Source organism: Microlunatus panaciterrae (assembly GCF_016907535.1).
Taxonomy (GTDB): domain Bacteria; phylum Actinomycetota; class Actinomycetes; order Propionibacteriales; family Propionibacteriaceae; genus Microlunatus; species Microlunatus panaciterrae.
Genome location: NZ_JAFBCF010000001.1, coordinates 1,723,587 through 1,743,603, shown reverse-complemented (window position 1 = coordinate 1,743,603; position 20,017 = coordinate 1,723,587). Strand labels below are relative to the sequence as shown.

General features: G+C 69.0%; 17 protein-coding genes. 11 read left to right on the top strand and 6 right to left on the bottom strand.

The window, feature by feature from the left end; translation table 11 throughout:
* Nucleotides 1–28 precede the first annotated feature (28 nt).
* Entirely contained in the window at nucleotides 29–577 is a 549-nt protein-coding gene (locus JOE57_RS07895; protein WP_204917176.1) for a thioredoxin domain-containing protein, read from the top strand.
* A 56-nt stretch (nucleotides 578–633) separates the two neighbouring features.
* Nucleotides 634–1,074: a DUF4395 domain-containing protein gene (locus JOE57_RS07890; RefSeq protein ID WP_204917175.1), complete on the top strand. Its 441-nt coding sequence runs from the start codon at nucleotides 634–636 to the stop codon at nucleotides 1,072–1,074.
* Nucleotides 1,075–1,205: 131 nt separating this feature from the next.
* Here the strand turns inward: JOE57_RS07890 and JOE57_RS07885 are convergent, their stop codons facing one another.
* Nucleotides 1,206–1,883 (bottom strand): SanA/YdcF family protein, encoded by a 678-nt coding sequence (locus tag JOE57_RS07885; RefSeq protein ID WP_204917174.1) that lies wholly within the window; start codon nucleotides 1,881–1,883, stop codon nucleotides 1,206–1,208.
* Nucleotides 1,884–2,049: 166 nt separating this feature from the next.
* Here JOE57_RS07885 and JOE57_RS07880 point away from each other — a divergent pair, with 166 nt between their 5' ends.
* Nucleotides 2,050–3,213, top strand: a complete 1,164-nt coding sequence (locus JOE57_RS07880; RefSeq protein ID WP_204917173.1) for a toll/interleukin-1 receptor domain-containing protein — start codon at nucleotides 2,050–2,052, stop codon at nucleotides 3,211–3,213.
* A gap of 6 nt (nucleotides 3,214–3,219) precedes the next feature.
* Nucleotides 3,220–3,726 (top strand): GNAT family N-acetyltransferase, encoded by a 507-nt coding sequence (locus JOE57_RS07875; RefSeq protein WP_204917172.1) that lies wholly within the window; start codon nucleotides 3,220–3,222, stop codon nucleotides 3,724–3,726.
* Nucleotides 3,727–3,734: 8 nt separating this feature from the next.
* On the opposite strand, the gene murQ is transcribed toward JOE57_RS07875, so the two are convergent.
* Nucleotides 3,735–4,682 carry an N-acetylmuramic acid 6-phosphate etherase gene (gene murQ / locus JOE57_RS07870; RefSeq protein ID WP_420827670.1) on the bottom strand — a complete coding sequence of 316 codons (948 nt, stop codon included), beginning with the start codon at nucleotides 4,680–4,682 and terminating at the stop codon, nucleotides 3,735–3,737.
* 121 nt (nucleotides 4,683–4,803) lie between these two features.
* On the opposite strand from murQ, the gene JOE57_RS07865 reads away from it, so the two are divergent.
* Together JOE57_RS07865 and JOE57_RS07860 are read left to right on the top strand one after the other, a co-directional pair.
* Nucleotides 4,804–6,087, top strand: coding sequence for an MFS transporter (locus JOE57_RS07865; RefSeq protein ID WP_338041216.1), 1,284 nt, complete (start codon nucleotides 4,804–4,806; stop codon nucleotides 6,085–6,087).
* Between the two features lie 473 nt (nucleotides 6,088–6,560).
* A complete protein-coding gene (locus tag JOE57_RS07860; protein WP_204917171.1) occupies nucleotides 6,561–7,361 on the top strand; it encodes an Fpg/Nei family DNA glycosylase in 801 nt (266 codons plus the stop codon).
* 19 nt (nucleotides 7,362–7,380) lie between these two features.
* Here JOE57_RS07860 and JOE57_RS07855 read toward each other — a convergent pair whose 3' ends face one another.
* Nucleotides 7,381–9,315 (bottom strand): glycogen debranching N-terminal domain-containing protein, encoded by a 1,935-nt coding sequence (locus tag JOE57_RS07855; protein WP_204917170.1) that lies wholly within the window; start codon nucleotides 9,313–9,315, stop codon nucleotides 7,381–7,383.
* A 132-nt stretch (nucleotides 9,316–9,447) separates the two neighbouring features.
* Between JOE57_RS07855 and JOE57_RS07850 the strand changes: the two genes are divergently transcribed.
* The 3 genes from JOE57_RS07850 (at nucleotide 9,448) to JOE57_RS07840 (ending at nucleotide 13,957) form a co-directional block, all read left to right on the top strand.
* Nucleotides 9,448–12,759, top strand: a complete 3,312-nt coding sequence (locus tag JOE57_RS07850) for an AAA family ATPase (protein ID WP_204917169.1) — start codon at nucleotides 9,448–9,450, stop codon at nucleotides 12,757–12,759.
* A gap of 407 nt (nucleotides 12,760–13,166) precedes the next feature.
* Nucleotides 13,167–13,550, top strand: a complete 384-nt coding sequence (locus JOE57_RS07845) for a cupin domain-containing protein (protein WP_204917168.1) — start codon at nucleotides 13,167–13,169, stop codon at nucleotides 13,548–13,550.
* Between the two features lie 17 nt (nucleotides 13,551–13,567).
* Entirely contained in the window at nucleotides 13,568–13,957 is a 390-nt protein-coding gene (locus JOE57_RS07840) for a hypothetical protein (protein ID WP_204917167.1), read from the top strand.
* A gap of 69 nt (nucleotides 13,958–14,026) precedes the next feature.
* On the opposite strand, the gene JOE57_RS07835 is transcribed toward JOE57_RS07840, so the two are convergent.
* Complete coding sequence (locus tag JOE57_RS07835) at nucleotides 14,027–14,851, bottom strand: aldo/keto reductase (RefSeq protein WP_204917166.1); 825 nt, start codon at nucleotides 14,849–14,851, stop codon at nucleotides 14,027–14,029.
* A 135-nt stretch (nucleotides 14,852–14,986) separates the two neighbouring features.
* Here JOE57_RS07835 and argS point away from each other — a divergent pair, with 135 nt between their 5' ends.
* Nucleotides 14,987–16,624 carry an arginine--tRNA ligase gene (gene argS, locus JOE57_RS07830; protein WP_420827669.1) on the top strand — a complete coding sequence of 546 codons (1,638 nt, stop codon included), beginning with the start codon at nucleotides 14,987–14,989 and terminating at the stop codon, nucleotides 16,622–16,624.
* 127 nt (nucleotides 16,625–16,751) lie between these two features.
* Here argS and JOE57_RS07825 read toward each other — a convergent pair whose 3' ends face one another.
* Entirely contained in the window at nucleotides 16,752–17,366 is a 615-nt protein-coding gene (locus tag JOE57_RS07825; protein WP_204917164.1) for a cytidylate kinase family protein, read from the bottom strand.
* Between the two features lie 13 nt (nucleotides 17,367–17,379).
* On the bottom strand, nucleotides 17,380–18,156 hold the full coding sequence (gene ppgK / locus JOE57_RS07820; RefSeq protein WP_204917163.1) for a polyphosphate--glucose phosphotransferase: 777 nt from the start codon (nucleotides 18,154–18,156) through the stop codon (nucleotides 17,380–17,382).
* 174 nt (nucleotides 18,157–18,330) lie between these two features.
* On the opposite strand from ppgK, the gene JOE57_RS07815 reads away from it, so the two are divergent.
* Nucleotides 18,331–20,007: a sodium:solute symporter family protein gene (locus JOE57_RS07815; RefSeq protein WP_204917162.1), complete on the top strand. Its 1,677-nt coding sequence runs from the start codon at nucleotides 18,331–18,333 to the stop codon at nucleotides 20,005–20,007.
* Nucleotides 20,008–20,017: the final 10 nt, after the last annotated feature.

Genomic DNA, 20,017 nt, shown 5'->3' with positions numbered 1-20,017 from the left:
CAGTTGGCAAGGAGGTTGAGCCGTCCACATGTCAGACGCGCAGGATCCGGCGGTCGGACGCTCCTACGCTGATGGGGTGTTGGTCGGTGTGGTGGTTCTCGCGGTGGTAGTGACGTTCGTCGGCGTGTTCTCGCTGTACCGGAGGTCGACCGATGGCGTGTTCGCGACTGGACGTACCCCCACAACCCCTCCCACAGCCGCGGTCGATCCTGGTCTGGCTCCGCCGGCCGCCGCCCAGGATGAGCTCGGCCTGGTCGAGCCGGATCGCGAGATCATCGTGGAGGGTGAGGTCGGCGAGCAGCTGGGGGAGCGCGCCACGGTGCTGCAGTTCTCGAGTGCCTTCTGCGCTCCGTGCCGGACCACGCGGGTGCTGGTGTCCGCTGCCACCGCCGACCTGGCGGGCATCGCCCACATCGAACTGGACGCCGAGGCGCACCTGGACCTGGTGCGGCGACTCCGCATCGTGCGTACCCCGACGGTGCTGATCCTCAATCGGGCCGGCGTGGTCGTGAACCGGGCGCAGGGCGTTCCGAAGCGCGCGGAACTGCTGGCGGCACTGGGTGCAGCGGTCGGCTGAGCCGTCGCGTCGGCCACGATCACATCCCGTCAGTTGCACGAGGGATAATCTCGCTCATGTCATCCTCCGGCTCCCCGGTTCCCGTCGTCGACCCGCGAGGGCAGCGTTTCGCTGCCTCCGTCACCTCCGTTGTGCTGGCCGTGGTGCTGGTCCTCCAAAGCCCCTGGCTGTTGGCTCTCCAAGCGGTCGTCTTCGCCCTCGCGGTCGTGCTCGGACCCGGCCGGTCCCCGTACGGATTGGTGTTCGCCAAGTTGATCCGGCCCCGACTCGGACCGCCGGAGCACCCGGAGGACGCACGACCCCCGCGGTTCGCGCAGGGGGTCGGACTGGTCTTCTCGCTGGTCGGCCTGGTGGGCTACTTCAGCGGTCTGACCCTGCTCGGCGCCGTGGCCACCGGCCTGGCGTTGGCGGCTGCGCTCCTGAATGCCGTGATCGGGTTCTGCCTCGGCTGTGAGCTGTACCTGCTGCTGAAGCGCCTGACACCCGCCCGGTCCTAGGCGCCGCGCGAACACAGGCTCGGGGCACCGATGCGGGAGGCCCTTCGACAGGCTCAGGGCGCGGTTGCGGGGTCAGGGCGCGGTTGTGGGGTGCGCCCAACGCGCTCTGAGCTTGTCGAAGAGCGACCGGGTCAGTGCGCGTCCAGGGCGCCGTCGATGCCGTACTCGCGGGGGCCGAGGACGGGGTCCCGTCGGGTGACGAGATCGATCACTGCCTTCACACAGGCGACCTGGTCGCGCACCATCCCGTTACGCCACGGCTTGGCGAACCGGCGTGCCGATTCGTCACCGACCCCGACGGCCGACAGGCCGAGTCGCCGCGCCGTACCGACGGCCCGCGGCACGTGATAGCTCTGGCTGACCACAATGACCCGATCGACGCCGAAGATCCGCTTGGCCCGAGCGCAGGAGTCGTACGTGTCGAACCCGGCATAGTCGGCCACCACCTTGTCCGCCGGGACTTCCCGCTCGATCAGGTAGCGCCGCATCGCATCGGGCTCGTTGTACTCGGGTGCCAGGTTGTCCCCGGACACCAGGATGGCCTCGACCTTGCCGGCGTCGTAGAGTCGCCTGGCCAGATCGAGTCTTGCCGCGAGGAACGCCGATGGGTTGCCGTCGGGATGGACCTTGGCGCCGAGCACGAGGGCCACCGGCGCCGCCGGTACGTCGGACTCGTCATAGAGGTGGCCCGCCGCGGCGGAGCGGATGTAGGCGACGGATCCCACCAGCGCGGCTGCGCCTGCGGACCCGAGCCCCAGCACGGCGCAGAGGGTGAGCTTCATCGCAGACGGCAGCAGTCGACCAGGCATGAGCCCCAGGGTAGGCGAGCACCGCCACGCAACGAGAACAGCGTCTTGACCGATCCGCAACATTCTTCGGCCCGCGGACGGCGACACCCTGTGACATCATCATGGTGGATGTATCCGAACAAGCCGGGAGGGCTCCTCCCGGTGTACGTCCAGTGGTGGGGGCCTGATGCCGATCTTCGTCAGTTATGCGCGGGACGACCGCGTCGTCGTGGATCAGCTGCGCCGCGACCTGCACAAGGCCCACAACGTCGTCTGGCTCGATGACGAGCTGACCGGCGGCGAGACCTGGTGGGAGACCATTCTCGGCCAGATCCGGCAGTGTGACGTCTTCATCTTCGCTCTGAGCCCGCACTCGCTGCGCTCCCGGGCCTGCAAGGCCGAGCTCGACTACGCGATCGCCCTGCGCCGCCCGCTGCTGCCGGTGATGGTGGCTGATGCCCCCATCCAGGCGGCCCGGCCCGAGGTGTCGAACGCGCAGATCGTCGACTTCCGGGTCCGTTCCACCGACTCGGTGATCGACCTGCTGGGTGCGGTCGCCCGACAACCGAAGGCGCCGCCGCTGCCCGACCCGCTGCCGCAGCCGCCGGTCACCCCGTTGTCGTACATGAACCAATACCGTGACCTGCTGGACCAAGACTCCCTCACGTACAGCGAGCAGGCCCATCTGCTGCTCGATCTCAAGGAGCATCTCGACGACGACGACGACCTGGTCACCGCCCTGCAATTCATCTGGGAGCTCCGGCAGCGCAACGACGTTGCCGCCAAGATCGTCAAGGACGTCGATCTCGTGCTGGCGCGCTACCCCCAGCAGATGGCACCGATCGTGCAGCGCGGCAGGAACGCGGCCGAGCAGGGCCAGCAGAACACCCCGCCGGCGCCCGCGCAGCAACGTCCTGCGGACAACGGCACCCGTCAGCAGTCGTACCCGAACCAGCAGTATTCCCCACCCGGCCAGCAGCAACGCCCTGCCACGGTCGGCGGGGTGGGCTATCCGACCGGGCCGGCCAACCAGGTGCGTTATCCGCCGCCGAACCAGGGTGCCCAGCCCCGCTACCCGGCTCCCGGGCAGCCCAACCTGAGGCCAACCCAGCAGCCCAACCAGCAGGCCGTTCCCCAGCAGCGGATGGGTCCCAACCAGGGTCCACGCTTTCCGGCCCCGGCCCCGGGGCAGCGCATCCAGCTTGCCCCGAACCAGCTGCCCGCGCAGCCCCGGCCGATGCCGCCACCGAAGCAGTCGAACGGTACGCTCCGCGCCATTCTGTGGAGCGCGGGCATCCTGTTCGCCCTCTTCATCGGCTACATCTTCCTGCTCGCGCTGGCCTCGGGCTAGAGCCTGGTGGAGCTGACCCTGCGGCCGGTGTCGCCCGATGATCTTGACCTGTTCTTCGACCATCAACAGGATCCGGCAGCGGTCTGGATGGCCGCGTTCACTCCGGCCGATCTGCCCAGCCGGGTGGCCTTCGACGCCCGTCAGGCCCGGATCCTGGCGGAGCCGTCGATCGTGGTCCGGACCATCGAGGTGGATGGGGTGGCCGTCGGCCATGTGCTGAAGTACGAGCTGGATGGTGACCCCGAGGTGAGCTACTGGATCGGCCGTGAGCACTGGGGCCGGGGGATCGGCACAACGGCCCTGGCCCGGTTCCTGGCGGTGGAGATCACCGAACGCCCCGTCTTCGCCCGGGTCGCGCAGGACAACGTCGGCTCGCTCGAGGTGCTACGCCGAAACGGGTTCGTCATCGTCGCCGAGGGGTCCGGGCCAGCCGAGGGGAGAGGCCGGATGGTCAAGGAGTACCGGCTCGAACTGAGCGCGGACACGGTCGGCCCGGCGGAGCTGCCCGGGTGAGGAGTCGGTCAGGCCTGGGCGTGCTGCTCGGCGGCCCGCAGCCGACCACCGTGCCGGGCGAGAAGGTCACGCGCCTCCGCCGGCGCCAGGCCTGTCTTGATCACCAGAATGGCCTCCTTGACCGACCCCTGCACGGTGTCCAGTGTCGTGCGGGCGACCTCGGCGGAGGCTCCGGTGGCCAACATCACCGTCCTCAGGGCCCGGGAGCGGAGCTTGTCGTTGGTGGCCTGCAGGTCGACCATCAGATTGCCGTAGGTCTTGCCCAGCCGGATCATCGCCAGCGTGCTGATCATGTTGAGCACCAGCTTCTGCGCCGTCCCCGCCTTGAGCCGGGTCGAGCCGGTGATGAACTCGGGGCCGACCACGACCTCGATCCCCACCTCGGCGACACTGCTCGCAGTCGACCCGGGATTGCTGCTGACCGCGACCGTGAAGGCTCCCGCCTCGCGGGCGTACTGCAGTGCTCCCAGTACGTAGGGGGTGCGACCCGAGGCGGCGATCCCGACCACCGCATCCTTAGGCCCGACTCCCAGTGCCTCAAGATCAGCGGCACCCTGGTCGGCCCGGTCCTCGGCGTTCTCGACGGCATGCTGGATCGCGACCGTACCGCCGGCGATCACCCCGACGACAAGATCAGGACTGACGCCGAAGGTGGGCGGGATCTCGCTCGCATCGAGGACGCCGAGCCGTCCGGGGGTGCCCGCGCCGACGTAGAGAAGCCGACCACCGTTGGCGATTCGCTCAGCCACCCCGTCGACGGCGGCGGCGATCTCGACCTCCGCCGCCGCGACCGCCTGCGGCACCTGCTGGTCCTCGGCGTTCATGGCCCGTACCAGGTCCGTGGTCGACCAGGTATCAAGATCGCGGTAGGCCTCGTTCACCGACTCGGTGATCAACAGGTCGAGCTCCCCTCTCACCTGCTCGCGCGCGGGCGTCTGTTCGGTGCTGGGGTTCACGCTGAAGCGACCTTTCGTTGCTCGTTGACAAGGTTTGTCTTCACCCTACGGGGACCTGGCGCTGGCCGCTGGACCTAGACCGAATCCGCTGGCCCGACTTCCGGTGGGCTAGCGTGCAACGGTGGCCGCACCGTCGAGAACGCCGCAACGGCGTCTGCGGGCGATCTTCATCGGTCGAGACTTCGCCCGACTGTGGGGGTCGTTCGGTCTCACCAACCTCGGCGACGGCGTGATGCTGGCAGCGGGACCGTTGCTGGTGGCTTCGCTGACCGACAGGCCCTTCCTCGTCGCGGCGGCCGCCTTCGTGCAGCAACTGCCCTGGCTGATCTTCGGTCTCATCTCCGGTGTGGCGGTCGACCGGCTGGACCGCAAGACGATCATGGTCGTGGTGAACCTGTGCCGGGCATCGGTGCTGGCGCTGCTGGCCGGGTGCGTCTTTGTCGACCTGGCCTCGATCTACCTGGTCTATCTCGCCCTCTTCCTCCTTGGCGTAGCCGAGACCCTCGCCGACAACGCCGGTCTGGCGCTGGTGGCACAGGTGGTCAGTCCCGAGCTGCTCGGTACAGCGAACTCGAGGCTGATCGGCACGATGACCATCACCAACCAGCTCGCGGGCCCACCGCTCGGCGCGCTGTTGTTCTCCGTCGCCGCCGGCCTGCCGATCGGTGTCAACGCCCTCTGTCTCTGCCTGGCCGCGGCACTGGTTAGCCGGGTCCGGGCAGAGTCGAGCCCTGAAACGGCCGCCACCTCCGTCAGTCCTCCCAGATGCGCCCGCCCGCGCAGGTCCGTCGGCGCGGACATCCGCGCCGGGGTCGGCTTCCTCTGGGCACATCCCGGCCTGCGCACGCTGGCGCTGGCGATCCTGGGTATGAACGTGACCTTCATGGCAGCGTTCTCGGTCTGGGTTCTCTACGTTCGTGACCTGCTCGGGCTCTCAGCCGTCGGATTCGGGCTGTTGACCACGGTCGGCGCTGTGGGGGGCCTGGTCGGCGTGGTCCTCTTCCCGCGGTTGGAGGGGCGCTTCGCCACGTCGACCCTGCTCAGAGTCGGGCTGGTGACCGAGACCCTTACCCATCTGGCCCTGGCGCTCGGCCGGCACTGGGTCTCGGCCGCAGTCACCATGTTGGTGTTCGGTTGCCATGCCAGTGTCTGGGGATCGGTGGCGCTGAGCGCCCGCCAACGGGCGACACCGCAGCACCTGATGGGCCGAGTCAACAGCGTCTATCAGGTCTTCTCGGTGGGGGGAGCGGCGGTCGGTGCCCTCATTGGCGGCGTGGTGGCACAGACGTTCACCGTCGTCACGCCGTTCTGGTTCGGCTTCGTCGGGATGGTCGTGACGACCTTCGTGGCCTGGCGCCAGGTGGTCCTGGTCGAGACGGAGCAGCTCCAGCCGGTCGACAGCTGAGCGGTTGCTGCCAGACTTCTGGGGACGAGGCGCCCGCCGTACGCCGAGAAGAACTCGGGTTCTGATGACTTTTGGGCCGGGATCGGGCCGTGGAGCCGTGATTTCTCGCGTTCTGTTGACTTCTCGATCCGGGGGTCGGCTATGCGGATGCAAGATGTCGCGTTCTGATGAGTTCTGGGCCGGGATCGGGCTGTGGGGCCGTGATTTCTCGCGTTCTGCTGACTTCTCGATCCGGGGTGGCCGTGCGGACGCAAAAGTCGCGTTCTGATGAGTTCTGGGCCGGGATCGGGCTGTGGGGCCGTGATTTCTCGCGTTCTGATGACTTTTCGCGAGGGCGGAGGGCGAGGGAGCGGCAGGGCGGAGGGGGCGTGAGGGCGAGGGCGGAGGGGGCACAAGGGCCAGGGCGAGGGCGGAGGGCGAGGGCGGCGGAGTCGGCGAGCGGCCCGGAGCCTGGGGGATGGGAGGATGGCTGGATGCCAGAGGGTGACACGGTGTGGCGGGCGTGCCAGTTGCTCAACCGTGCGCTGGCCGGTCGGGTGCTCACGCGGTGCGAGTTGCGGGTGCCGTCGCTCGCTACCGAGGACCTGACGGGGGCTACGGTCTGTGAGGTCGTCTCGCGTGGCAAGCATCAGCTGTTCCGGTTCGACAACCGATTCACGCTGCACACCCACCTACGGATGGACGGCAGTTGGCGTGTCTTCGATCACGGGGCGAACTGGTCCGGGGGACAGCCCTTCCAGATCCGGGTCATGCTGGCCAATGCCGATCATGACGCCATCGGTTATCGGCTGCCGGTGGTCGAGCTGCTCCCGACGGCGGATGAACCGAGCGTCGTCGGTCACCTCGGGCCGGATCTTCTCGGACCGGACTGGGACCCGGCCGAGGCGATGCGCCGGATCACCGCCGACCCTGGTCGGACGATCGGCGAGGCCCTCCTCGACCAACGGAACCTGGCCGGCATCGGGACCCTTTACCGAGCCGAGCTCTGTTTCCTGCAAGGGATCCATCCCCGGACGCCGGTCGGCGAGATCCGCAATCTCGAACGGCTGGTGCGGCGGGCCCAGCAGCTGCTGTCCGCCAACCGTGCCCGCCCTCAGCAGAGCACCACCGGCGATCTGCGAACCGGACGCCAGACGTACGTCTTCGGCCGTGCCGGCAAGCCGTGCCGCCGTTGTGGCACCACCATCGCGTTCGAGGAGTTCGGCCCCATCGGGCAGGAGCGGACCAGCTACTGGTGTCCGCGTTGCCAACCCGCCATCGGCGGCTCCGGCTAGCCGCGGCCGCCCACCCTGGTCAGCTGGCGCCGACCGCCGACAGCGCGTTGGCGACGGTGATCGCGGCCGCGGCCGACCACGCCTGCGGCCGGCAGGCGGAGGGGTAGGGAACCCCGCTGGTGCCCTCGCCCGACCAGAGCTCGGGGAAGCGCCGGTCGAACACGGTCGAGGCCTGCAGCAGTCCCTGTACCAGTCCGCCGGCGTGGTGGCCGAGGCCGGAACGCACCAGACCGTCGATGACGATGGCAGTGTCGTGTGGCCAGACCGATCCACAGTGATAGCTGAGCGGGGTGTAACCGCCGGCCGCCGCTGACATGGTGCGCAGGCCGAGGCCGGAGTCCATGTCTGCAGCGGTCACCCGGCGGGCGACCAGCTCGCTCTCCTCGGGACTGAGGATCCCGGTGCCCAACAGGTGACCGATGTTGCTGGTGACGGAGTCGACCCGGCGCTTCTGCCCGTCGAGGGCCAACGCCGGGAACCGGTCATCACCCTCGCCACACCAGAACTGGGCCCGGAACCGGTCGGCCAGCTCCGCCGCCCAGCCGCGCCAGTGGTCGCCGCCCTGCTGCCCGAAGTGGTCCAGCAGCTCGGCTCCGCCGACCGCCGCTTGATAGGCGTACGCCTGGACCTCGCAGAGGGCCACCGGACCGGTGGCGATCGTTCCGTCGGCGAACCGTACCGAGTCGCCGGAGTCCTTCCAGCCCTGGTTGGCCAGACCGTGGCCGGACTCGTCGATGTACTCCAGGAAGCCGTCTCCGTCGGCGTCCCCGTAGTCGCCCATCCACTGCAGTGCCGCGGTCAGGTTGGGCAGCAGCTGCCGTACCTGGTCCTCGGGCGCCCCCGCCTTCCAGACGTCGTGCAGCAGGCAGATCCACAGCGCGGTCGCGTCGATGGTGCCGTAGTAGAGCGGCGGCAGCGACATATCGGCGAACGCGGAGGTGCCGCGGCGCAGCTCGTGCATGATCTTGCCCGGCTGCTCGGCCGTCTCGATGTCGGTCTTGGTGCCCTGGAAGCGGGCCAGGGTCCGCAGCGTGCTGAGCGCATGGCCGAGGTCGACCGGCAGCAGCAGCCGCGCCGTCCAGAGGCTGTCACGGCCGAACAGGGTGAGGTACCACGGGGCACCGGCGGCGTAGAAGGGCAGCTCCGGCTCGACCGCGGTGGCCATCCGCAGGCTGTTGAGATCGGCCAGCGACTGCTCGACCCACGGCCGCAGCCGATGGTCGTCGGCCCCGGGCGAGCCGACCTGCGTCAGGACCTGGTCGGTGAGGCCCGCGATGTCCAGCCCCGGGTGCGGAGCGGGAATCACGGCACCGCCGCTGTCGGTGATCGCCAGCTGCCAGCCGACGGTGGTGGCCGCCTTGGCCGGCACCGTGAGCGCCCAGCGCATGGTGAGGGCGGTGCCGTCGTCGCTGGTGCTGAGATCGGCCCCGGTCGCCAGCAGGGCGGCACTGACCTCGCCGCTGGACCAGCGGACCGGCTCGCCGCTGCCGCTGTCCAGGCTGAAGAGATGCAGCGGAGCCGCCTCACCGTTGCGGATCTGCTCAATGGCGGTGAAGTCGGAGCGCAGCACCACCTCGACGGTGCACTGGACGTCCTCCGGGAGGTCTGAGGAGAAGAACAGGGTCTCTTCGACAAGGCCGGGAGAGACCCGGCGCGTCCGGTCGAGGCGGAGCAGCCGGTCCGGGACCGAAACCAGGCCCATGCCGATGTTCCGCAGCAGGCTGGTGAACGTCGCCGTGTCCGCCCCGTACTGGGTGGCGATGTGCTCCGGCGACTTGCCGTCGACCAGCACATGGATATCGGACAACACCCTGATGTCGGCGTGCAGCACCCCCTGGGCGGTCGGCCCGTCGGCCAACCCGGACACGTCGCCGCTCGCCGCGGACAACGTCTGGGTCGGAGCTGCGAACGTGGTGACCAGGTCGTGCAGGAAGGGCTGCAGCTTCTGCGGCATGGACGCTCCAGAGTGGGCTCGGGGGTGGTCGTCCCACACTAATGCCCCACCAGGAGGGGAGGGGCCCGCGCCCGGCGGCGAGCGATGGCTGTTCGGGCCGCAACCTGTGGCGCGGTCGGCGATGATGGTGGCGTGGTCACCGCAGCGGACGGATCGGCAGTCACAGCCACCCCGAGCGGAATCGGGCCTGCCTTCGTCGGGCGGTCGGCGGCGGCGGCCGAGATCGTCAGGATCCTGGCGGCGACGAGGCGGTCGCAGGGCCAACTCATCCTGCTGACGGGAGAGGCTGGAGCCGGCAAGACCCGGCTGGCCCAGCACGTACTCGAGCAGGTGACCGGCCTCCGGGTGGTCTGGGTGCCCGGTCGCGGGCCGGCGGCCGGCGACGGCTACTCGGTCTGGTCCCAGGTGCTGCTGGCCCTGACCGGCCGGGAGGAGCTGGCACGCCTGGTGCGGGCGCCGTCACTGCTGGCGACGGTGCTGTCCCGCGGATCGGGGCCCGCAGGCCCCTCGACCGAGTTGCCGGAGTCTATGCCAGCGGTGCCGGCAGGGATGGCTGACCTGGAGGCGTTGCAGGGCCGGTTGTACGCAGAGCTGCAGCGGGTGCTGGCTGCCGGCAGCGCCAGTGAGCCGCTACTGCTCGTACTGGACGATCTGGAGGAGGCGGACGCCTCGTCGCTGGAGCTGCTGGTCCACCTGGCGGCCGAGCTGCCGCGGATGCGGGTGTCCGTACTGGCGATCACCGACGACAAGGCACCGGAGTGGTCTCACCGGGAAGGGCTGCTGGCCGGTCTGTTTCGTCATGCCCGGACGGTGCCGGTGGGCCCACTGACCGCGGCCGAGGTCGCCGAGCTGGCAGCGCCCCGCACCGACCCGACCGTGGCCGCGGCGATCATGGAGCGGACCGGCGGACACGCCTTCACCGTTGTCGAGCTGATGGGCTGCCTGACGGGCGACTCGGCGGTGGATCTCGAGATTGTCGGAACGAGTGTGCCGGGCTCGGTCCGAGCGGTGGTCGCGGAGCGGGTGGAGGGCCTGCCCGCCGCCGCCCGTCGGCTGGTCGAGCTTGCGGCGGTCCTCGGAGACATCGACGTCCAGGTCCTGGCCGCGGTGAGCAGGACCGACCCGCTGCAGGTCCGCGCCGGACTGGAGCAGGCCGGTCGGGCCGGCCTGCTCGAGCCGGGCGGCGGGGAGAGCTGGACCTTCCGGCACGCGCTGGTGCGAGACGCCCTCCTCGGTCTGCTCGACGCCAGCGAGCGGAGCGACCTGCACCTTCGGATCGGGTCGGAGCTGGCCGTGCTGATCCAGCGTGGTCGCCAAATCGACCCGGGCACGGCAGCCCGGCATCTGCTGCTGGCTGGTCCGGCGGCGGCTGCGCTGGCGCTGGAACAATGTCGACGCGCGGGAGAACGGGCGATGACGCTGATGGCCTATGCCGGGGCGGTCGAGTGGTTTGAGCGGGCCCTGGAGGTGGCTGCCAGCACTGGGATCGGGGTGGCCGAGCAGGCGGAGCTGCAGATCGGCCTCGGTGAGGCCCGGATCGGCGCCGGGCACCGTGAGTCTGCCCGGACCGCGCTGCTGCAGGCGGCGGATCTCGCGGACCGCTGCGACCGGCCGGATCTGATGGCCCGGGCGGCGCTGGCGCTCGGGTCGGGCTACACCGGGTTCGAGGTGCCGATCCTCGACCAGGACCAGATCGAGCTGCTCCGCAGCTGCTGTGCCGTACTGCCACGCGACTCCGCGCTGTGGGTCCAGGTCGCGGCCCGGCTCTCGGTGGCCTCGACAATGCTGGTCGATGATCTCGAGCGGTTGGAGCTGGCCGAGGGGGCGGTCGAGAGGGCCCGTCAGCTCGCGGAGCCGGCCGTGCTGGCGTATGCCCTGTCCGCCCTTTCAGACGCCAGGTCGGGTCCGGACTGCTGCCATCAGCGCCTGGCGCTCGGCCAGGAGATGCTGGAGCTCGCCCAGCGTCAACACGACCGGCCGTTGGAGCTGCTGGGCCGCCGGTTCCGGCTGGTGGCGCTGCTCGAGCTGGGCTCTCTCGGCGAGGCGGCGACCGAGGCGCGCGCATTCCGGGTGGTGGCGGACGCCCTGGGCCAGCCGCTGTACGGCTGGTACGTCCCGTTGTGGCGGGCCATGCGGGCGCTGGCCGAAGGCCGACTCGAGGACTGCCGGCAGGCGATGGCGCAGACCCGCGCCCTCGGCGCGGCAGCCGACAGCTCCAACGCCCTGACCCTGGTGCTGACCCAGCAGTGGTGCCTGTGTGCCGAACAGGACGACCGGGTCGCGCTGGCCGAGATGAGCCGGGAGTTCAATCCCGAGGACTTCGGCGGCGTCTGGGCCTACGTCACCCGGGCACTGGTCTCGGCCCAGCTCGGGGAGACCGACCGGGCCCGGGTGGAGCTGGATGCCGCGGTCCCGCTGCTGCGGCGGGCGCCGCGCGACTCCGAGTGGCTGCCGATGATGGCCCAGTTCGCTGAGGTCGTCGCCGTTCTCGGGCCGCATCCGGCTGCGGCACCGGTCTACGACGAGTTGGCGCCCTACGCCGACCTCTTCGTGGTTGAGGGTATCGGGGCCGCGCTGCGCGGCCCGGTGCACCGGCATCTCGGGCTGCTGGCCGCGGTGCTCGGGCGGCGTGCCGCGGCGGAGGCGCATTTCCTGGCCGCCGCGGAGCAGACCAGCGCGGTCGGCGCCTCCCTGCTGCTGGCCCGGATCCAGCGTGACGCCGGACTGGCGCTCGGCGACGCCGCACGGCTGGCTGAGGCCCGCGAGCTGTACCGCCGGCTCGGCCTCGAGGCGCGCGTCGCCGAGATCGACGCACACGGTGCGGGCGCGCCGACTCCGGTGGCGGGACCAGCCCGGCGCGGGGCGACTCCGTCCGGTGCCGTCTTCCGCCGCGAGGGCGAGAGCTGGCGGGTCGGTACGGGCGGCTCCACCAGCCTGCTGCACGACTCCAAGGGCCTGCGCGACCTGGCGTTGCTGCTGGCCCGACCCGGCCGCGCCATTGCCGCGCTGGACCTTGCGACTGCGACTGAGGGTGCACCGGGCACCGCGCGTGCGGAGCGGTCCGACGGTCTGAGCCGGTCCGCCGACACCGGTGAGGTTCTCGACGCGGCCGCGCGCTCGGCCTATCGACGGCGACTGGAGGATCTCGCCGAGGAGCTGGCGGAGGCGGACCGGTCCGGCGATCGCGAGCGATCATCACGGTTGTCGGCGGAGCAGGACGCTCTGCTCGAGCAGTTGACGGCTGCGTACGGTCTCGGCGGCCGGGTGCGGCGGGCGGGCTCCGACGCCGAACGGGCACGTACGGCGGTGACAGCGAGGATCAAGGAGGCCATCAGGCGGGTCGAACGGGTCCAGCCCGACCTCGGCCGGCATCTGCGCCACGCAGTCCGGACCGGCACCTTCTGCGTCTACGACCCGGAGGAGCGGCCCGACTGGGCCCTCTGAAGCCTCCACCTCCACGTGCGCTGAGCTTGCCGAAGCGCCCTGCCGCGCGCGCTGAGCTTGTCGAAGCGCCCTGCCGCGCGCGCTGAGCTTGTCGAAGCGCCCTGCCGCGCGCGCTGAGCTTGTCGAAGCGCCCTGCCGCGCGCGCTGAGCTTGTCGAAGCGCCCTGCCGCGCGCGCTGAGCTTGTCGAAGCGCCCTGCCGCGCGCGCTGAGCTTGTCGAAGCGCCCTGCCGCGCGCGCTGAGCTTGTCGAAGCGCCCTGCCGCGCGCTGAGCTTGTCGGGGAGCCCAGACACGTGCGCTGAGCTTGCCGAAGCGCCCTGCCGCGCGCTCACACCCTGCTCGTTCTCACACCGTGCGGCCCGATCTCACGCAGGACTGGTATCAACCATTTCCACGAAGGGAGAGGACATGCCACGCACCAGCAAGGCGGAGGCGCCGATCGCCCTGGACGAGCCGATGATCGAGGGACGGTACGTCGAGCTCGGGGGCTACACGGTCGGTTTCGAGACGCACAAGGCCGACTTCGATCCGGCACCGCTGTTCGCGGGTCTGCCGGATGACCGTTGCCATTGTGAGCACTGGGGGACCGTGACCCGGGGCCGGGTGATCTTCCGGTACGCCGACCACGACGAGGAGTTCAAGGCCGGTGACGCCTACTACGGCGCGCCCGGTCATCTGCCGCTGATCTTCGCCGGTACCGAGCTCGTCGAGTTCAGTCAGACCGATGCTCTGCGGCAGACCAATGCCGTCCTGGAGGCGAACATGGCGCGCACTCAGCCGGCGGAGGTCTAGCGGTGGACGAGACTCGGATGAAAGAGCTCGGCGCTGAGCTGATGCGGCTGATGGAGACCGGTGTCGCCGCGGCGGGGCTGTTCGCACCCGACGTACTGCTCGACTTCACCCCACCACAGTGGCGGCTGCAGGCGCGCGGAGCAGGCCAGGTGGTCGAGTCGCGGCGCCGGCTGCATCCCCAACCGGGCACGGTGCCCCGCTACCGCATCGATGCGACCGCGCACGGGTTCGTGATCGAGTGGGAGGAGCGCTGGCAGCAGGACGGCCAGACGATGTACTGCCGTGAGATGGCACGTGCCGACGTCGTCGACGGCGCGATCACCGAGTTGTCGGTCTACTGCACCGGGGACTGGGACGAGCAGACCCAGGCCCGGCACGCCCGGGATGTCCGCCTCCTGCGGCCCTGAAACCGCCTGTGGGCGGGATCCCTACCGAGGTCGGTAGCGATCCCGCCCACAGCGCGGGTCAGTGACGGCTCAGTTGAGCTCGTCTGGGTGGCCGCCGATGCGGTTGCCTGCGTCCAGCGCGTCGATCGCCGCGACGTCGTCGGTGCTGAGCTCGAAGTCGAGGACGTTGAAGTTCTCCTCGATCCGGGCGGGGGTGACCGACTTCGGGAAGACGATGTAGCCCTTCTGCAGGTGCCAGCGCAGGATGACCTGGGCGGGGGTACGGCCCAGGGTCTCCGCCAGCTGCTGGATGGTGGCGTTGTTGAGGTCCTCGGCCTGCCCAAGCGGGCTCCACGCCTCGGTCTTGATGCCGAACTCGTCGTTGACCGCCACCACGTCGGACTGGGCGAAGGTCGGGTGCAGCTCGATCTGGTTCACGGCTGGCACGACGGAGCTCTCGGCGATGGTCCGGCGCAGATGGTCGATCTGGAAGTTGGAGACGCCGATCGACCTCGACCAACCGTTCGCCTGGATCTCCTCGAGCGCCTTCCACGCCTCGACGTAGTTGTCGTTCTTCGGTGTCGGCCAGTGGATCAGGTAGAGGTCGACGTAGTCCAGCCCGAGCTTCTTCAGGCTCTCCTGGGCGGCGTTGATGGCGTCGTGGTGCGCATGGTTGGCGTTCCACAGCTTGGTGGTGACGAACAGCTCCTCGCGCGGGATCCCCGACTCGGCGATGGCCTGACCGACACCTTCCTCATTGCCGTAGATGGCTGCCGTGTCGATGTGGCGGTAGCCGACCTGGAGGGCCTTGGCCACGGCGGGCACGATGTCCTCGGTCGAGACCTGCCACACTCCGAAGCCCAGCTGAGGGATCTGATGGCCGTCGTTGAGGGTGATGGTGGGAACCTGCGACATGGATGAACTCCTTGACTCGTCGTACGGGGGAGGGGGCGGGCGCACGGCCGCTCAGGGGTCGATGCAGCCCCGATCAGGGACAACCTCGACATGCCGAGAATATTCCCTGGCCCGGAAGTGAAATACTTACCTCTTGTGTCGTCACTTCCATCCCTGCTGACTGCCAGGGTCGAGGCCGTTGCCGGTATCGACCCGGAGCTCAGGCCCGCCACCAAGCCGCAGTTCGGTCATTTCCAGTCCAATGTTGCGTTGCGGTTGGCGAAGACCGAGGGCCGGCCGCCGCGCGAGGTCGCTCAGCGGATCGTGGACGCACTGGAGGTGGACGACCTCTGCGAGCCGCTCGAGATCGCCGGACCCGGGTTCATCAACTTCCGGCTGCGGTCCTCGGTGCTGGCTCGGGCGGTCAGCGAGCAGCTCGCCGACCCGCGCTCGGGTGTGCTGGAGGCCGAACAGCCCAGTACGGTCGTGATCGACTACTCGGCCCCCAACGTCGCCAAGCAGATGCATGTCGGGCACCTCCGCTCGACGATCATCGGAGACTGCCTGAACCGAGTGCTCCGCGCCGTGGGGCACACCGTGATCGCGCAGAACCACATCGGTGACTGGGGAACCCAGTTCGGCATGCTGGTGGAGCAGATCCTCGAAGATCAAATTGACGTCGCCGAGCTGGACCTGGCCAGTGCCGAGGCCCTGTACACGAAGGCCAACGCGCACTTCAAGTCTGACGACGCGTTCGCCAACCGGGCCCGCGCGCGGGTGGTGGCGCTGCAGTCCGGCGATGCGGAGACCCGGGAGATCTGGCAACAGCTGATCGACATCTCACTGGCCGGTTTCAATGCCGCGTACGCCAGGCTGGGCGTACTGCTCACCGATGATGATCTTGCCGGGGAGTCGACGTACAACGATGATCTTGCTGCGGTGGCGGCCGAGCTGGAGGCCGACGGGACGGCAGTGATCGACGACGGCGCACTGTGCGTCTTCGTCGAGGGCTTCAACTCGCCCATGATCGTCCGGAAGCGGGACGGCGGGTTCGGCTACGCCACCAGCGATCTGGCCGCTGTCCGGCGCCGGGTCCGCGAGCTCGGTGCACATCGGATCATCTACGTCGTTGGCGCGCCGCAGTCGTTCCACTTCGACCAGGTGTTCGCGGTCGCGCGCAAGGCCGGCTTCCTGCCCGACACCGTCTCGGCCGAGCACGTCGCCTTCGGTCAGGTGCTCGGTCCTGACGGGAAGAAGTTCTCCACCCGGGAAGGGACAGCCGTCACCCTCAACACGCTGCTGGACGCGGCCGAGGAGAAGGCGGCGCCGGCGATCGCCTTGGCGGCGGTCAAGTACGCCGACCTGTCGACGGGGCTGAACAAGGACTACGTCTTCGACGTCGACCGGATGGTCGCCACCACCGGCAACACCGGCCCGTACCTGCAGTACGCCCACGCCCGCGTCTGCCAGGTGCTGCGCAAGGCGGAGGCGGAGGGCCTGGTCGACCAGCAGCAGATCACGGTGCTGGACGAGCCCGCGGAGCAGAGCCTGGCCCTGCTGCTGACGCGGTTCGGCGAGACCGTCGAGGAGGTGGCGGCGACCCTGCAGCCGCACAAGCTGTGCACCTACCTCTACGACGTGTCCGGCGCGCTGGCCGTGTTCTACGAGCAGTGCCCGGTGCTGAAGTCCGAGGGCGAGGTGCGCGCGTCCCGGCTGGCCCTCTGCCAGGCCACCCGCAAGGTCCTCGCCGAGGGCCTGGACCTGCTCGGCATTGAAGCCCTGGAGCGCATGTAGCCCACCTTGGGGGCTCGGTCGGTTTCCCAAGTCGACTTGGGAAACTCGTACATGACTGGGCAAATTTCCCTGGTCAAGTGACAGTTTCCCAAGTCGACTTGGGAAACTGAAACCACGACGCCCCGACTCACCCGGAGGGTACGGGGGTAAGGGCGAAATGCTGCTCGACTGTACGGGCCAGGGCCGCGGCGGGCTGGGTACCGTCGACCACCAATGAGCGGTAGCCCGTTCGGGCGGCCTGCTCGGCGATGGCCCGGGCGAAGACGGCGTCCCGCCGCATCCAGCTTTCGAATGCCGCTGCCGGATCGGGAGTATCCGCCACCAGCCGCCGGGCCCACTCGCGCTGTCCGTAGTGCCGGCGCTGGAACGTCTCGGTCGGCACCATCCAGATGGCCGTGCCGGACTCGACGCCGTGCTCGGACAGCAGCTGCGGGGTCAGCGCCGCACCCTCCACCAGCAGGTCGCCCTCCAGCGCGGCCAGGTCGGCCAGGACGCAGCCGAACTGCTCTCGAGCCAGGGCGAACACATCAGCCACCTGGACGTCGACCGGTTGGCCGAGGCGCTGCGTCGTCGTCAGGGCGAGCACCTTGGTGAACACCGGTCCGGTGGCACCGAGGCGCAGCGCGTGTTCCTCGAAGAAGTCGTCGACGCGATAGTGCCGCAGCCGATGGCGGTCGGCCAGCAGCTCGGCCACGGTGCTCTTGCCGGCACAGGGCGACCCGCCGATCCACCGTACGGTCATCGAACCCGGCGGCTCACCGGAGCAGGTCGGGGTGCACGAGCTTGTCGTTGGCCAGCCACGCCGCCCCGACGATTCCGGCGGTGTTGCGCAGCTCTGCGGGAACGATCTTGGTGTTGAGCTTGAGCTTCGGCAGGAACTTGTCCGCCTTGCGGCTCACCCCACCGCCGACGACGATCAGGTCCGGCCAGAACAGTCGCTCGACGACCTCGTAGTAGCGCTGCAGGCGTGGCACGTACTCGTCATAGGACAGCCCCAGGTTGTCCTTCACGCTCGCCGCGGCCTGGCTCTCCGCGTCGTGCCCGTCGATCTCGAGGTGGCCCAGCTCGGAGTTGGGGATCAGCACCCCGCGGTAGAGCAGCGCGCTGCCGATGCCGGTACCCAGCGTGGTCAACAGGACCAGTCCCGGATGGTTTTTCGCGGCGCCGTAGTGCACCTCGGCGACCCCGGCCGCATCGGCATCGTTGACCAGGTAGATGTCGCGACCGAGGTGATCCTCCATCAGCTTCTCTGCCTCGCAGTCGATCCACGCCTTGTCGATGTTGGCCGCGGACCGGGTCATGCCATGCGTCACCACCGCCGGGATGGTGACGCCGATCGGGCCGGTGCCGATCTGGTCGGCGAAATGCGCCACAACCTCGGCGACCACTTTCGCCACGTTCTTCGGAGTCGACTTCTTCGGTGTCTCGATGCGCAGCCGATCAGCCGTCAGTTCGCCGGTCTCGAGGTCGACCGGCGCCCCCTTGATGCCGCTGCCGCCGATGTCGATGCCGAGTACGAAACGATCGCTCATGCGGCTGAGCCTAGCCGCTCCGCCGCCGCCCGTCTGCAGCCCTGTAGGCGATGCACGACGTCCCTGTCGGGAGCTACCCGGAACGGCGCCCGGGCCAAACCCTTGCCCCCACTAGCCGCCGGCGACATAATCGCCGGTGGACATGAACGTCCTGAGAGCGAGGAGCGCCGCCGCATGACTCAGCTTGATGTGAACCCGATGGACTTCGTGATCCTGGGGATCTACTTCGCTCTTGTGGTGGCGATCGGTTTCCTTGCCAGGCGCGCGATCGCCACCAGCGAGGACTTCCTGCTGTCCGGCCGATCCCTGCCGGCCTGGGTCACCGGGCTGGCCTTCATCTCGGCCAACCTCGGCGCGATCGAGATCCTGGGGATGGCGGCCAACGGCGCCAAGTACGGCATCTCGACGGTGCACTTCTATTGGATCGGTGCCGTCCCGGCGATGGTCTTCCTGGGCCTGGTGATGATGCCGTTCTACTACGGCTCTCGAGTACGCAGCGTGCCCGAGTATCTGCTGCGCCGCTTCAACCCGGCGACGCATCTGGTCAACGCCCTCAGCTTCGCCCTGGCCGCGGTGCTCACCGCAGGCGTCAACCTGTACGCGCTGGCGTTGGTGATCAAGGCACTGCTGGGCTGGCCCACCTGGGCCTCGATCCTGATCGCTGCCGGCTTCGTGCTGGCCTACATCACGTTGGGCGGCCTGTCCGGAGCCATCTACAACGAGGTGCTGCAGTTCTTCGTGATCTTGGCCGGTCTGATCCCGCTGGTGATCATCGGTCTGAAGGACGTCGGTGGCTGGAGCGGGCTGAAGGAACGGGTCAGCAGCAAGAGCGCCCTCGGCGCGGACGCGTTCTCCACCTGGGCAGGCACCGGTGTCGGCCACTGGACCAACCCGTTGGGTGACTGGATCGGCATTGTGATGGGGCTGGGATTCGTGCTGTCCTTCGGCTACTGGACCACCAACTTCGCCGAGGTGCAGAGGGCACTGTCGGCGAAGAACCTGTCCGCGGCGGAACGGACCCCGTTGATCGGGGCGTTCCCGAAGATCTTCATCCCGGCCGTGACCATCATCCCCGGTCTGATCGCCATCGCCATCCTGCCCAAGTTCGGCCAGAAGGGCTCCGGGACCGACTACAACGACGCGATCCCGATCCTGATGAACCACTACCTGCCGAACGGCGCCCTCGGTCTGGCCCTGGCCGGTCTGCTGGCCGCCTTCATGGCGGGCATGGCAGCCAACGTCAGCTCGTTCAACACCGTCTTCACCTACGACATCTGGCAGTCCTACATCCGCAAGAACTTCCCGGACCACTACTACCTCAACGTGGGTCGGATCGTAACCGTGGTCGGCATCATGATCGGCGTCGGTACGGCGTTCATCGCCTCCGGCTACAGCAACATCATGGACTACATCCAGCTGCTGTTCTCGTTCTTCAACGCACCGTTGTTCGCCACCTTCATCATCGCGATGTTCTGGAAGCGCTGCTCGCCGTGGGCCGGTTTCGCCGGGCTGATCGCCGGCACCGCCGGTGCCGGCATCTTCCACCTGATCGGCCCGAACATCGCCTACTTCCACGCCGGCCAGACCATGTCCGGCGAACCCAATGCCCAGATGATCAACTTCTTCGGCGCCATCACGGCCTTCGTCGCCGATGCGGTGGTCACCGTGATCGTCACCCTGGTGACCCCGCCCAAGCCGGTCGCCCAGCTCGCCGGTCTGGTCTACGGCGTGCCGGACCCCAACGCCGGCGACCCGCACGAAGGCTATGTCCGACGGTGGTGGGAGTCGCCGAAGCTGTTGGGCTTCACCGCACTCGGCATCGTCCTCGTCCTGTCCATCATCTTCGCCTGAGCTGAGAGGA

Bases quoted from the DNA above. Each gene is read 5' to 3' on its own strand.
- JOE57_RS07815 (WP_204917162.1), top strand. From the start codon at position 18,331: ATGACTCAGCTTGATGTGAACCCGATGGACTTCGTGATCCTGGGGATC.
- JOE57_RS07880 (WP_204917173.1), top strand. From the start codon at position 2,050: ATGCCGATCTTCGTCAGTTATGCGCGGGACGACCGCGTCGTCGTGGAT.
- JOE57_RS07835 (WP_204917166.1), bottom strand. From the start codon at position 14,851: ATGTCGCAGGTTCCCACCATCACCCTCAACGACGGCCATCAGATCCCT.
- JOE57_RS07860 (WP_204917171.1), top strand. From the start codon at position 6,561: ATGCCAGAGGGTGACACGGTGTGGCGGGCGTGCCAGTTGCTCAACCGT.
- JOE57_RS07825 (WP_204917164.1), bottom strand. From the start codon at position 17,366: ATGACCGTACGGTGGATCGGCGGGTCGCCCTGTGCCGGCAAGAGCACC.
- JOE57_RS07885 (WP_204917174.1), bottom strand. From the start codon at position 1,883: ATGCCTGGTCGACTGCTGCCGTCTGCGATGAAGCTCACCCTCTGCGCC.
- ppgK (WP_204917163.1), bottom strand. From the start codon at position 18,156: ATGAGCGATCGTTTCGTACTCGGCATCGACATCGGCGGCAGCGGCATC.
- JOE57_RS07845 (WP_204917168.1), top strand. From the start codon at position 13,167: ATGCCACGCACCAGCAAGGCGGAGGCGCCGATCGCCCTGGACGAGCCG.
- JOE57_RS07855 (WP_204917170.1), bottom strand. From the start codon at position 9,315: ATGCCGCAGAAGCTGCAGCCCTTCCTGCACGACCTGGTCACCACGTTC.
- JOE57_RS07840 (WP_204917167.1), top strand. From the start codon at position 13,568: ATGAAAGAGCTCGGCGCTGAGCTGATGCGGCTGATGGAGACCGGTGTC.
- JOE57_RS07890 (WP_204917175.1), top strand. From the start codon at position 634: ATGTCATCCTCCGGCTCCCCGGTTCCCGTCGTCGACCCGCGAGGGCAG.
- JOE57_RS07895 (WP_204917176.1), top strand. From the start codon at position 29: ATGTCAGACGCGCAGGATCCGGCGGTCGGACGCTCCTACGCTGATGGG.